Source organism: Kribbella sp. NPDC000426 (genome assembly GCF_040300265.1).
Lineage (GTDB): Bacteria > Actinomycetota > Actinomycetes > Propionibacteriales > Kribbellaceae > Kribbella.
Genome location: NZ_JBEPDK010000010.1, coordinates 307,465 through 320,677, shown reverse-complemented (window position 1 = coordinate 320,677; position 13,213 = coordinate 307,465). Strand labels below are relative to the sequence as shown.

Below are 13,213 nucleotides of genomic sequence, written 5' to 3'. Positions count from 1 at the left end.
ACACATATGCCGCAACAGTCCAACGCCGCCCCAGGCGGAGAAGAGAACGCCGCCTCCGGCGGCGGGGAGGGGGGCGGTAGCCGCACGATCGTCGTCACCGGCGGTGCAGCCGGGATCGGACGAGGTGCTGTCGAACGGTTCGTCTCCGCGGGGGATCGAGTGGTCGCGCTCGACCGGGACGCCGACGCTCTCGGCCGGCTGGAGGCCGAGCTCGGCGAGCTCGTGACCGGTCGGGCTGTCGACGTCGGCGACCGCGCAGCCCTCGCTGCGGTCGCCACCGAGATCGGGCCCGTCGATGCGCTGGTCTGTGCCGCGGGAGTCCAGCGGTACGGGACCGTCGTCGATACCCCTTGGAACGTTTACGACGAGGTGATGGCCGTGAACGTCGGCGGGGTGTTCTTTGCCTGCCAGGCGTTCGTGCCGAAGTTGCCGCGTGGGGGAAGTGTCGTGGTGGTCGCCTCGGTGCAGGCGTACGCGGCGCAGACCAGCGTCGCGGCGTACTCGATGGGCAAGGGCGCGCTGTTGAGCCTCGTCCGCGCGATGGCTGTGGACCACGCCGCCGATGGCATCCGGGTGAACGCCGTCTGCCCGGGATCGGTGGAAACACCCATGCTGCGGACGTCGGCCGCGCAGTTCGGCAACGGGCGATCGACCGACGAGGTGGTCGCCGAGTGGGGCCGATCGCATCCGCTCGGTCGGGTCGCGACCCCGGGAGAAGTTGCCGAGGTCATCTATTTCCTGGCGTCACCGGCCGCGTCGTTCATGACGGGCGCGGACGTGAAGGTGGACGGCGGCCTGACCGCCGGGCTGCCCGTCGTACTGCCGGAGGGCACGAAGTGAAGATCGTCGACGTACGCGCGACCACGGTCACGATGCCGCTCGAGGCACCGCTACGGCACAGCAACGGGGCGCACTGGGGACGCTTCGTACGGACTGTCGTAGAGGTCGAGGCCGACAACGGGCTGATCGGCCTGGGCGAGATGGGCGGCGGCGGGCAGAGTGCGGAGGCTGCGGTCGCCGGCTTGAAGCCGTACCTGCTCGGGCACGACCCGGCGCGCACCGAGGCGTTGCGCTGGATGCTCGCCAACCCGACCGCGAGCCTGTACAACAACCGCACTCAGTTGCTCGCGGCAATCGAGTTCGCCTGCCTGGATCTGCAGGGCCGTGAGCTCGGCGTGCCCGTGCACGAGCTGCTCGGCGGCAAGGTGCGAGACACGGTGCCGTTCGCGAGCTACCTGTTCTTCCGGCATCCGAACGACGACGGCACCGGCGAGATCCGGACCGCTTCGCAGCTGGTGGACCATGCTCGCGCGCTGGTCGACGAGCACGGTTTCAGTGTGCACAAGCTGAAGGGCGGCGTGTTCCCGCCGGACTACGAGCGCGAGTGCTTTCGTGCGCTGGCCGAGGCGTTCCCCGGGCATCGCGTGCGGTTCGACCCGAACGGCGCGTTCAGCGTCGAGGAGGCGATCCGGTTCGCGCGCGGTATCGAGGACCTCGACAACGACTACCTCGAAGACCCGACCTGGGGTCTGAACGGGATGCGCCGCGTTCGCGAGAACACCCCGATCCCGCTCGCCACCAACACGGTCGTCGTGAACTTCGAGCAGCTGGCGGCCAACGTGCGTGATCCGGCCGTCGACGTGATCCTGCTCGACACCACGTTCTGGGGCGGGATCCGGCCGTGTATCAAGGCGGCCGGCGTCTGCGAGACCTTCCAGCTCGGCGTGGCCGTGCACTCGTCCGGCGAGCTGGGCATCCAGCTGGCGACGATGCTGCACCTCGGTGCCGTCGTACCGAACCTGTCGTTCGCCGCGGACGCGCACTACCACCACCTGCGCGACGACATCATTGCCGGCGGCAAGCTTCCGTACGTCGACGGCGCGATCGCTGTACCGGATGCTCCCGGGCTCGGCGTCGAGCTGGACCGCGACAAGCTGGCCGAGTACGCCGAGCTGTTCCGCGAGCTCGGGCCTTATCCGTACGACCGCGATCCGGCCCGCCCGGACTGGTACCCCCTGCTCCCGAACACCGATTGGGCCGACCCCTCATGATCCCTCGCAGTGCCGACCTGGCCAGCGACGTCCTCACCCACACGTACGACGACATGTTCAACCCGCCCGGGCTGACGAACTTCCTGGGTACGGCGCAGGTCGACCATGACGTCGTCGCGATCCGCAGTGTGAACTTCCCGCCGTACTCCCACGGCGACACGATCACCGCCCAGCTGTACGTCGACGGCCGGCTGGCCCGCTCGTACGGCGGCACCGTCGAGGTGGTGTGGCGACCGGACTGCGTCGTACGGTCCACGACCGTAGACGGTCTGGAGCTACGCACCACGACCGCCTGTGCCCCTGGGCGCCCGGCTGTTGTGGTGCAGTTGGAGGTGTCTGGCGCACCAGGCCGATCGGTCCAGCTGGGGTTCGCGCTGGAGAGCACTGCGACCCGCTCGTCGACTGGTTGGTTGCGCCCGGAGCCGCCTTCCGAGCCGAACACGCTGCGGGTTGTCGATGGGCGAGTGGTCGGCACAGGAGAGTCCGAGTCGGCTGTGAGCCTGCAGGGCCTCGATGTGCCCTGCAGTGTGGACAGGGCGATGCTCGAGACGACCCTGGTTCTGGACGACGCAGGGCGCGGGCAGTTGTCGTACGTGCATGTGCTGGCGGGGTCGCTGGAGGAGGCCGCGGAGCACTTCGACGTCTGCGTGGCCGACGTACCTGCGGTGATCGCCGTGGCGGAGAGCGTGTGGGACGTGGCGATCGCGGATGCCTTCGACCCGTCCAGCGACGGCTTCAGCGGATCTCTGCCTGTGCTGGAGACCTCGAACGAGGCGCTGCAGAAGCTGTACTGGTGGGGCGTGCTCGGTGTCATCTGGTTCCGGCGGGACAACCCGGCCAGCGTGCTCGGGCGGACCTACGACACGTTGATGCCGCGGTACTGGCAGACGACGACGTTCATCTGGGACTACAGCCTGTCGTCGTTGACGCATGCGCTGCTGGACCCGGAGCCGATGCGCAAGCACATCGAGCACTGGATCGGACTCGACACCCACAAGCACTTCGGCACCGAGTGGCTGACCGGCGGACCGGTCGGCTACTGGTACTCGGTCAACGACTTCGCCATGACCAGACTGGTGCGCGACTACGTCCGGTTCACCGGGGACGAGGCGTTCCTCGACTCTCAGGTCGGTCCGAAGGTCGTCGCGGAGCACCTGCACGACTGGGCGACCGCCTGGCGCGGTCTGCGCGGTGACCATGCTCTTGCCGACTACGGCGGCATCGACAACCTGATGGAGTGCGTGAGCAGCTACGTGCACGAGGTCGCCAGCTTCAACGCTGCGAACGTGTGGTGCATGCGCGTCGCCGCTGAGATCGCGGACCGCTCCGGTGACTCGGACCGCGCCGCCTTGCTGCGCAAGGAGGCGTCGGCGCAAGCCGGCCACGTCAACGAGCTGTACGCCGAGGGCAAGGGCTTCTGGCACGCCCGGCAGCCGGACGGGTCGCTGGTGCCGGTGCGGCACTGCTACGACTTCAACCTCATCGGTACGACGATGCCGGACGACCTGTCCGAGTCGCAGTGCGCCGAGATGGTGTCGTTCTTCCAGAACGAGCTGCAGACACCGACGTGGATGCGCGCGCTGTCGCCGTACGACGCGGACGCCGCGTTCAGCGTCCGTCCGGACCACCAGTGGAACGGCGCGTATCCGGCGTGGCCGGCGGATGCGGGGCGGGCGCTGTTCGCCCTGGGCCGCGGCGACGTACTACTGGACTGGCTGCCGGGTCTGGCCAAGACCGCCAACCAGGGCCCGTGCGGACAGGCGCACTTCGTGGAGGAGGCACAGCCGACCATGGCCGGTGGAGCGGCCAAGTCGCCGCCGCAGTTCCCGTACCTGATCGACTGGTCCTGCTCGTCGTCCGGCGCCTGGGTCAGCCTGGTCCTGGAGGGCATCTTCGGCATCGAGGTAGCCCTCGACGGCACGGTGACGGCGAACCCACAGGTCGCCGAGCTGGACCCCGACGCGCGCCTGACCGGCCTCCGGGTCGGCTCGAAGACGTACGACGTGACGGCTGACGGTCTGGTCTGAGTCAGGCGGGCGGCATCGCGATGGCTTCCAGGAGCGACTCCTGGGCGCCTTCGAGGTGGCGGCGGAGCTCGTCGACGCATTCGTCGAGCTCGCCCCGCTCGAGCAGCCGGATGAGCTTGCGGTGGGACGCGACCTGCTGGCGAGCGTCCTGCCGCAGTGCGTCCACCCGGGCCAGGGCGAGTCGCGCCTCGCCGGTGACCGAGTCGGCGGTCGCGATCAGGCGCTCGCTGCCGGTCAGCGCGACCAGACTGCGATGGATCGCGAGGTGGGTCTCGGTCAGCGCCTCCGGGTCGGCGCCGTCCTTGGCGGTCGCGGCGAACACCCGCATGGCCTCGCGGACCCGCTCCCGGGCGGCTTCGTCCGCGTCGAACCAGGCCCGGATCCCGGCCGACTCCAGCACGAACCGGGCCCGGCAGATGTCCGCCACCGCCTCGGGATGCAGGATCGCGACGCTGACGCCCTTGTTCGGCTCGCGGACCGCGAGGCCCTCGGTGACCAGCATCGTCATCGCCTCGCGGATCGTGCTCCGGGCGACGCCCAGCGCTTCGGCCAGCGGTTGCTCGCGCAGCGGCGTACCGGGCTCCAGGTCGCCGGCGAACAGCGCGGCACGCAGCGCGTCGACCACCCGGTCGACCGTGGTCGAGCGGTCCACCCGCAGCCGTTCGTACATGGTGTGATTCTCGTCCAGACCCGGTCCGTTGTCGCGCTCGCCCCGCCCCGCCGGCCCGGCCTGTGGATAACTCCCGACACGATGACCCGGTTTTCGGGCACCATTTTCCTCAAGTGGCCGCCCCTCTTCGCGGACCGGCGCGGGAGTCCACTCGAGTGAGCGAGGAGCACAACGTGGGAGACAGCAAAGTGCTGCCGATCCTCGGCGCGATCGGGCTGATCCTGCTACTCCCGCTCCTCATCGTTCTGATCATGCTGCTCGGCGTCCTGGGCGGGATGGACACCGCCGAGGCGCAGTGCGCCCAGCAGGCCACCGAGCAGAGCCTGTTCGCCTATCCCACCGATTCGCAGAAGATCGACGTCGAGTGGACCGCGCCACTGGCCGTCGCCCCGCACCAGGGCTACGACTTCAAGGTCGACGAGGGCAGCAAGGTCTACGCCTCCCAGGACGGCAAGGTCGTCAAGGCCTCTGACGGCGAGGTCCGGATCCGGCGCGAGGACGTCGAGACGCGGACGACGTACCTGAAGACCATCGGCGTGGCGCTGAACGCCGACGTCAAGCGCGGCGACGTGATCGGCACTTCGGGCACCGGCAACGAGGTCGCGCCCGGTCTGAGCGGCCCGCACATCCACTGGGAGATGTGGGTCAACAAGGCCGAGAAGAAGGACGATCCGGCCGACTGGGAGACGCAGAAGCCGGACAAGAACCCGTTCGAGCTCGACACCTCCGATTCCGGCGACAGCGGTTGCTCGTGCCTCAACGGCGACCTGAGCGGTGCGAACAACCAGCAGAAGGCCTTCAACTTCTTCGTCCAGAACGGGTACACCAAGGAGCAGGCCGCCGGCATCGTCGGCAACATGATCAGCGAGTCCAGCGTCGAGCCGGGCCGCAAGCAGGGCACCGCCCCGGGCACCGTCACCAAGCCCGCCGACGTCCTCGGGTACTCCGGCGGCTGGGGCATCGTCCAATGGACGCCGGCCAGCAAGATGATCAACCCGTCCCGCGACGCCGGGGTGGGCGACGACGTCATCGGCTCGCTGGCCTATCAGCTGGAGTTCCTGCACAAACAGCTCCTCGGCAAGCCGCCGCTCTCGGAGAAGGGCGCCGGTGACGCGGTCAAGGCCGCCACCACCGTCGACGCCGCCGCGGTCGCCTTCGGCGGCCAGTTCGAGCGCTTCGCCGGCTACGAGAACCCGAACAACCCGCGGTACGCCGAACGCAAGGCGAACGCCGAGCACGTCCTGAACACCTTCGGCGGATCGGCTCCGGCCGCCGGCAAGGGCGACGACCCCAGCGGCTGCGGCGCCGGCAGCGGCAACATCGCCCAGGTCGCGAAGAACCTGGCCTGGCCGGACAGCGGTCACAACGGTGTCGCCGCGAGCATCGCCAAGCCGGAGTTCGTGGAGGCGATGGCGAAGTACAACGACGGCGCCAGCGGCGAGGATCCGTACAGCGACTGCGGACGGTTCGTCGCGACCGTGATGCACATGAGCGGCGCCGACCCGAAGTACCCGAACGTGGGCACCGACGTGCAGCGCACCTACCTGGAGTCCTCCGGGAAGTACGACTGGTGGCACGGTGAGCCACCGGGCGGGATGAAGCCGGGTGACATCCTGAACGGGCCCGGCCACACGTACCTGTATGTCGGTCCCTGGGGCAAGGAGGGCGGCGGCTACAACTCGGCGTCGGGGTCGCTCCACGGTCACGTGCCGGAGGCCGGCTTCCTGTACGGCGTCGGCGGGCAGTTCACTGTCTACCGGCTGAAGAGCGCGCCGGTACCGAAGAGCTGACGAAAGGAACGGGAGCAGCTGATGCTGGAGGAGAACCGGCGGCCGTTGTTTATCGGCGTGGTCGCGCTGGCGGTCGTCGTCGTGCTGGTCGGCGGCATCCTGCTGTTCCGCGGCGGTTCGCAGACCAGCCTCACCATCGAGTCCATTCCGAACGACCTGACGCTGAAGCTGGACGGTCACGAGATCCCGGCGAACGGGGAGGTCAAGGTGAAGGCCGGCCAGCACACGCTCGACGGTCAGCGCCGGGGCTTCGAGGGCTATTCGATGACGTTCACCGCCGAGGGCGATCGGCAGGCGGTCAAGATGTACCTCTACGCCAACAGCGCCGAGGGCCGGGAATGGGCCAAGAACAACCCTGAGCAGGAGCTGAAACTCGAGGCGGAGGCCGGCCAGAGGTTCGACGAGATCCAGGCCCGGCTGAGGCAGAAGTACCCGATCCTCGGCCAGCTCCCGTACGTCGGCGACGGCTTCGAGGCGACGTACACCAAGTCCAAGACCGACCCCACCAACCCCGAGGCGATCTCGGTCGTCATCGAGGTCTACGGCCCCCAGGGCAGGGAAAAAGCCAACCAATGGATCCAAGGCTATGGCTGGGACCCGGCCACCCTCGACCTGATCTGGACCACCGGCAAGTAGAACAAGAACTCCTGGCGGCAGGCTGGACCCACTGCGGTGTCGGCGACTGGGCGGTCGCCCTGCAGTCCCCGGACGGTACGGCGGTCGCACGCATCAGCCCGTTCGACCCGGCCGGCCCGTACGTCGCCGCGTTCTACCGCGAGGCGGCGTACACCGGCCAAGTCCCGCAACTGTTCGCGCACCACCGGCTGACCGGCGGTGGCGACCTCCAACTGATGGAACCCCTCCGGCCGGTTCCGGAAGCCGAAGCCGCCGCGTTCCACGAGGCGATTGCCGCACGAGCACCCGAAGTCGCCGACCTCGTCGACGTCGTACACCGGGTCCACGAGCGCGCCCAGGCAGAGCTTCCCTGGTGCGGCCCGTTGGACGACAACCCGGACAACATCATGCGAACCGCCGACGGAAGATTGGTCATCGCGGACCTGTTCTCCGCCGACGGCCCGAAGATCTACGCGACCGCCGTCTCGGACCCGGACCTCGTCGTCGCCCGGATCCCCGAGGCCGAGCGGCGGTTCATGACCGAGATCCCGCTCGCCAACACCGGGTCGTGGGAGCCGGCGGTGCGGGAGTCGATGCGGGCCGGGTTGGCGGCTGCTGACGCGCGTTCAGGCCGGGAGGAGTAGTTCACCGGCTGGGGTGGTGATGGCGGTCAGTGGGAAGTCCAGTGGGTTGGTCAGGCAGCGGGCCGAGCCGCCGCCCTTGTGGAACTCGGAGAGGTCCAGGACGACGACGCGCAGGCCGAGGTCGGTGAAGACGGCGCGAAGGCGTGGCGAGCAGGCAGGCATGATGATCGTCTCGTTCACCACGATGGAGTTCGCGGTGAAGGCGAAGGCCTCGTCGTCGGTCAGCACGATCGGGTCCGGGACGATGCCGGCGAGCTCGGCCTGGCTGGCGGCGTCGAACGCCGGCGGGTAGACCATCGCGTGGGTGCTGTCCACCGGGCAGAACGGCAGGTCCAGGTGGTACATGCCTTCGTGTGCGATCCGCAGCCCGCGGACGCGGATGTTCCACCCGGTCGCGAGGTGCTTGAGCGCGTCGGCCTCGGTGCGCGGACCGTACCCGACGACGAGGCTGTCGCCGAACACGAACGCGTCACCGGACTCGAAATGCGGCCCGACGCCCTCGCCGCCGGTCCGGTCCAGCTGGAACCCCTGCTCGGTGAACCACTCCGCGGCGCTCAGCGACTCCTTGCGGCGCGGCTCGAACCGCATGTGCGAGAGCATCGCCCGCCCGTCCGCGGCCGCCAGCCCGAGGTTCATCGCGTACACCATGTCGGGGGAGTCCTCGCGCTGCGCCAGGACCTCGACCTCGCCGCCGGCGTCCACGATCGCCTGCCGTAAGGACTCCCACTGCTTGAGCGTCAGCGCCGGGTCCGGCTGGTCGTGCGTCGACATGTACGGGTTGATCACGTAGTCGATCCGGAAGTGGTCCGGCCGGACCATCAGATAGCGACGACCCCACTCCAGCGGCTGCCCCATGAACACCCTCCCTGACCCGATGAGATCCAGTATCAGATCTCCTGATTGTCCGACAATCAGTCAGTTTGAGGCTCGTCGTACCCGGAGTCAAACGGTGTGCGCGAGGTCGCTCGAAGGAGGGTGGTTCCGGCGTGGGGTAAGGACTAACCTGCGGTCATGACCCCTGACAACGAGGTTCGCTTTCGCGCCTGCCTGGACGACGTCGCGGCTTACAAGCCGGGCCGTCCGCCGGCGCGCACCGATGGCCGGCCGACGTACAAGTTGTCCAGCAACGAGAACCCGTACCCGCCGCTCCCGGGTGTGCTCGCTGCCGCGACCGAGGCCGCGGCCCAGATGAACCGCTACCCGGACATGGGCTGTGTGGAGCTGCTCGACGCGCTCTCGGCCCGGTTCGGCGTACCGGTGAGCGACCTCGCGGTCGGCACCGGATCGGTCGCGCTGCTCTACCACCTGCTGCAGGCGACGGTCTCCGACGGTGACGAGGTCGTCTACGCCTGGCGCTCGTTCGAGGCGTACCCGATTGCGGTCCAGCTGACCGGCGCCACGTCGGTCCAGGTGCCGCTGACCGCGGATGCCCGCCACGACTTCAAGGCGATGGAAGCCGCGATCACGGATCGCACCAAGGTCGTGTTGGTCTGTACGCCGAACAACCCGACCGGGCCCGTCGTACGCCGGGACGAGCTGGTCGCGTTCCTCGACGCCGTACCGTCGAACGTGCTGGTCGTGGTCGACGAGGCCTACCGCGAGTTCGTCCGCGAGACCGAGGTCGTCGACGGCGTCGAGCTGTACCGCGAGCGGCCGAACGTGCTGGTGCTGCGGACGTTCTCGAAGGCGTACGGGCTGGCCGGGTTCCGCGTCGGGTATGCGATCGGGCACCCGGAGGTCGTCGCCGCGATTCGGAAGTGCGCGTTGCCGTTCGGGGTCAGCTACGTCGCGCAGGCGGCGGCGATCGCTTCGCTCGCGGTCGAGGAGGAGCTGCTCGAGCGGGTCGACGCGCTGGTCGTCGAGCGGACCCGGGTGGTCGAGGCGCTGCGTGCCGCCGGCTGGGATGTGCCGGAGTCGGAGACGAACTTCGTGTGGCTCGAGCTGGGTGAGGACACGGTCGAGTTCGCCGAAGCTGTGCAGGCCGAGGGCGTCTCGGTGCGTCCGTTCCCGGGTGACGGCGTACGCGTCACGATCGGCGAGTCCGAGGCCAACGACCTCTTCCTCGGCGTCGCCCGCGCTTGGCGCCAGTGACCGCGCTCGTCTGGATCTCCGGAGCCTCGGCCGGGATCGGCGCCGCCCTCGCCGCGGCGGTGCCGTTCCCGGACGCCCGCGTCATCGACATCTCACGCTCGGGCGGTACGACGGAACACGTGCGCGCCGACCTTTCGAACCCCGCCGACTGGCAGCTGGTCGAGCAGCACTTCACGAAAGAGCTGGCCGAGTACGACGGCGACCACGCGATCTTCATCCACAACGCCGGCACGATCACCCCGATCGGCCCCGCGGCGACTGCTGATCCCGACGCGTACACCCGGGCAGTGCTGCTCAATTCCGCCTCGCCGCAGGTCCTCGGCGCCGCGTTTCTCCGCGCGTCCGCCCACCTCACGTGCGAACGCCACCTGATCCTGCTCTCCTCCGGAGCCGCGAAGACGGCGTACGCCGGTTGGTCCTCGTACAACGCGGGAAAGGCTGCCGTCGAACACTGGGTCCGCACCGTCGGCCAGGAACAACCCGCGAACTCCCACGTCATCGCGGTGGCTCCCGGCGTGGTCGACACGGCCATGCAATCCGAGATCCGCGCCACGGACGAGGCGGACTTCCCGTCGGTGTCCCGCTTCCATGACCTGAAGCGCTCCGGTGCCCTCGTGACCCCGCAGTCCGCCGCCGCCGGCATCTGGTCGCTCCTGACCCGCAACCTCCCCAACGGCTCCTGCGTAGACCTCCGCCACCTCTGACCCTCCGCCGAGTCGAGGCGGTGCAAGGGCCGGACAGCAAAGAGCGGCGCCGGGAGGAGTGAGGCTTGCTCCCGGCGCCGCTGTTGTTGCGTGTTGCTCCGAATCAGTCAACCCACCGAGGTGGCTGGTTCGGGTCCTGCATCACTGACCAGGGAGGGTCAGTTGTTCTGCTCGTTGCTCTGCTCGCAGGTCTTCAGCGAGTCGACGGAGTTGCCGTCGTTGTCCAGACCCAGGATGCCGGTCGGGTTCGTCAGCGGAACGGTGCCGCCGATGCCCGTGGCGTCGATCTCGTTGTGGCAGACCTGCCACGGACCGACCTTGTTGTCGCTCACCGAGACAACACCGTTGCCGTCGGCCTTGTACCACTTGCGGTTCTGCTCGTTGCTCTGCTCGCAGGTCTTGACGGCGGTGATGCTGTTGCCGTCGTTGCCCCAGCCAACGATGCCGGTGATGTCCTCGGCCGGCACGGTGCCGCCGATGCCGGTGCCGGCACCGAAGTTGTGGCAGGCCTGGACCGCACCGAGGTCGTTGCGGTCGAGGGCGACCAGCGAGCCGTCCTTGTGCATGCCCCACCAGCGAGCGTGGCCCATGTCGTAGCCCTTGCTGGCAGCCGACGCCGCGTCAGCCAGGCCGGTGTCCTGAGCCTTCTTCTGGGCGTCGTCCAGAACGTTGGCGCTCACCATGGTGGCCAGGCCAAGGGTGGCCACGGTCGCCACTGCCGCAGCTGCGACGATCTTACGCGTTACCTGCATTATGCCAGGTTTCCTTTCGGGTTTGACGGATTCGTCTTAGTGCTAACGACACCTGGCAGCACCGGTTACAAACTTTTTCGTCAACCTTTTTCGCCGCCACCGGACACATAGGCGGCCGGTGATGAGTTCCCTGACAAAGCAAACAATCCCGTGCTGACCAGGCAACTTACCAGCAACGACACGGTCGGAAGAGCGAGCGGAAGTTGATACGGAAGTACCCGTAACCGACGTCATGGTGCGTCGTTGAGTCAGCGCGGGTGACGGATGCCCGGTGAATCGGAAGATTGTTTCGGTGGGCTCGGTGGTCGCCGAATTGGCAATAGCACGATCCGCCGGAATATCGTTGGAACCATTGCCGGAGATTCGCGCCGTGTTTTTTCGGGGCAGGGTGCGACCGGCGTCAGGCCCGCTGCCGCGCGCATCGGCAGCGGTGGGAGACCCGGGTCCCTCGTGGGCCCGGGTCTTTCCTTGTATTAAGGGGCCCGGCTACTTCCGCCGGCGCTCGGACGTCACCACGAGCGCGACCCCGACGATGATCACGGCGCCGCCGAGCAGGATCTGCCAGGTCAGGCTCTCGCTCAGGATCAGCCACCCCAGGAACACGGCCACGGCCGGGTTCACGTACGCATAGGTCCCGACCAGCGAGATCGGCGCGTTCGCCAGAAGATACGAGTACGCCGTGTACGCGAGCAGCGATCCGAACACCACCAGGTACGCCAGCCCGAGCCACCCCGACCCGTCCACGCGGTCTAGGTGCAGCCGGGCCGGCTCGCCCCGCAGTACGCCGAGCAGCACCATCGCCGTACCGCCGAACACCATCTCGTAGAGGGCGGTCACCAGCGGATCCCGCGGCAGGCCCAGCCGGGGCGCGAACCGCGAACCGATCGCCCAGCAGATCGTGCCGACCACGAGGATCGCGACCGACAGCGGCTTCGCGCTCGTGTTGCCACCTGACAACGCCAGCAACGCCGCTCCGCCGAACCCGATCAGTACGCCGACCCACGTCATCGCGCGCGGCCGCTCACCGCCGCCCACCCGCAGCAACATCAGCCACAACGGAATCGCCGCGACCAGCAGCGCCGCCAGCCCGGACGGGACCGTCTGCTCCGCGATCGCTACCGCACCATTGCCAAAAGCAAGCAGCAGTACGCCGACCGTCGCCGCCCCGATCGCCTCCTGCCGCGTGATCCGCAGCCGCTTCCACCCGGACTTGAGCGCCAGGCCTGCCGCCATAAGTACAGCCGCGGTCAGGAAGCGGGTCGCCATCCCCAGCATCGGCGGGATGTCCGCGTCCACGACCACCCGGATCGCCAGGTACGTCGAACCCCAGACGACGTACACGACCGTGAGCGCGGTCCAGATCATCGCGCTCGACGCCGGGCGGGAACCGGTCTCGACCACTGTGGCCGGGGCAGAGGCGGCCATCCGATCCTCCTCGGGAGTGACAGGGGCGTTATGCAAGAACGATGCTTACGCTAAGACGAGGTGATCCGGCGCGCAAGGCGGTTTCCGGCCAGCGACCGGCTGTTTCCCGCCAGGCCTCGATCGAGACTAAGTTGTGACACATGTCGTCGATGTGCCAGATTTCTGTAATATGAGCGCTGGGATGGGACCAGTGAGTGGACTGGTGTCTCATCCTGAGACCGTTTCCGGTACCGCCGTACCCGCCGGAGTCCAGACAGTTAGCGGATCAGGCACCTGGTCGGTACGGTGTCCGGCAAGATGGGAGTGAGACCGGTGAGGAGGTCCACTGCCAGCAGTGCATCAACCCCTGGAATCACGCGGACCAGCCTGCGAAAGCCTCATCCGGCGAAACAGGCCGGCCCCGTGCAACGTTGCGGTCGCGGCGATCCCGCGCTCGAACCCGAG

12 protein-coding genes are annotated in these 13,213 nt (G+C 68.3%); 8 read left to right on the top strand and 4 right to left on the bottom strand.

Annotation, left to right across the window (positions count from 1 at the left end; genetic code table 11):
• The first annotated feature begins 6 nt into the window (after positions 1-6).
• The 3 genes from ABT313_RS40745 to ABT313_RS40735 are packed head-to-tail and all read left to right on the top strand — an operon-like array spanning position 7 to position 4,078.
• Positions 7-840, top strand: a complete 834-nt coding sequence (locus tag ABT313_RS40745) for an SDR family NAD(P)-dependent oxidoreductase (protein WP_350865763.1) — start codon at positions 7-9, stop codon at positions 838-840.
• Positions 837-2,051, top strand: a complete 1,215-nt coding sequence (locus ABT313_RS40740; RefSeq protein ID WP_350865762.1) for an enolase C-terminal domain-like protein — start codon at positions 837-839, stop codon at positions 2,049-2,051. Before ABT313_RS40745 ends, ABT313_RS40740 begins: the two co-directional genes overlap by 4 nt.
• A complete protein-coding gene (locus ABT313_RS40735; RefSeq protein ID WP_350865760.1) occupies positions 2,048-4,078 on the top strand; it encodes a glucosidase family protein in 2,031 nt (676 codons plus the stop codon). Before ABT313_RS40740 ends, ABT313_RS40735 begins: the two co-directional genes overlap by 4 nt.
• 1 nt (position 4,079) lies before the next feature.
• Here the strand turns inward: ABT313_RS40735 and ABT313_RS40730 are convergent, their stop codons facing one another.
• Entirely contained in the window at positions 4,080-4,748 is a 669-nt protein-coding gene (locus ABT313_RS40730; protein ID WP_350865758.1) for a GntR family transcriptional regulator, read from the bottom strand.
• 173 nt (positions 4,749-4,921) lie between these two features.
• Between ABT313_RS40730 and ABT313_RS40725 the strand changes: the two genes are divergently transcribed.
• The 3 genes from ABT313_RS40725 to ABT313_RS40715 are packed head-to-tail and all read left to right on the top strand — an operon-like array spanning position 4,922 to position 7,797.
• The gene (locus tag ABT313_RS40725) at positions 4,922-6,538 is read left to right on the top strand and encodes a phage tail tip lysozyme (RefSeq protein ID WP_350865756.1); all 1,617 of its coding nucleotides are present in this window, start codon (positions 4,922-4,924) and stop codon (positions 6,536-6,538) included.
• A gap of 21 nt (positions 6,539-6,559) precedes the next feature.
• Entirely contained in the window at positions 6,560-7,174 is a 615-nt protein-coding gene (locus ABT313_RS40720; RefSeq protein ID WP_350865755.1) for an S-layer protein, read from the top strand.
• Positions 7,111-7,797: a hypothetical protein gene (locus ABT313_RS40715; protein WP_350865753.1), complete on the top strand. Its 687-nt coding sequence runs from the start codon at positions 7,111-7,113 to the stop codon at positions 7,795-7,797. Before ABT313_RS40720 ends, ABT313_RS40715 begins: the two co-directional genes overlap by 64 nt.
• Here the strand turns inward: ABT313_RS40715 and ABT313_RS40710 are convergent.
• The gene (locus tag ABT313_RS40710) at positions 7,780-8,652 is read right to left on the bottom strand and encodes a dimethylarginine dimethylaminohydrolase family protein (RefSeq protein WP_350865751.1); all 873 of its coding nucleotides are present in this window, start codon (positions 8,650-8,652) and stop codon (positions 7,780-7,782) included. The two genes, ABT313_RS40715 and ABT313_RS40710, sit on opposite strands and share 18 nt — an antisense overlap.
• A gap of 156 nt (positions 8,653-8,808) precedes the next feature.
• On the opposite strand from ABT313_RS40710, the gene hisC reads away from it, so the two are divergent.
• Together hisC and ABT313_RS40700 are read left to right on the top strand one after the other, a co-directional pair.
• Entirely contained in the window at positions 8,809-9,888 is a 1,080-nt protein-coding gene (hisC, locus tag ABT313_RS40705; RefSeq protein ID WP_350865749.1) for a histidinol-phosphate transaminase, read from the top strand.
• Positions 9,885-10,592 (top strand): SDR family NAD(P)-dependent oxidoreductase, encoded by a 708-nt coding sequence (locus tag ABT313_RS40700; RefSeq protein WP_350865747.1) that lies wholly within the window; start codon positions 9,885-9,887, stop codon positions 10,590-10,592. The genes hisC and ABT313_RS40700 overlap by 4 nt, the downstream gene beginning before the upstream one ends.
• Positions 10,593-10,750: 158 nt before the next feature.
• On the opposite strand, the gene ABT313_RS40695 is transcribed toward ABT313_RS40700, so the two are convergent.
• Complete coding sequence (locus ABT313_RS40695) at positions 10,751-11,344, bottom strand: hypothetical protein (RefSeq protein WP_350865745.1); 594 nt, start codon at positions 11,342-11,344, stop codon at positions 10,751-10,753.
• Between the two features lie 486 nt (positions 11,345-11,830).
• Positions 11,831-12,769: an EamA family transporter gene (locus ABT313_RS40690; protein WP_350865743.1), complete on the bottom strand. Its 939-nt coding sequence runs from the start codon at positions 12,767-12,769 to the stop codon at positions 11,831-11,833.
• Positions 12,770-13,213: the final 444 nt, after the last annotated feature.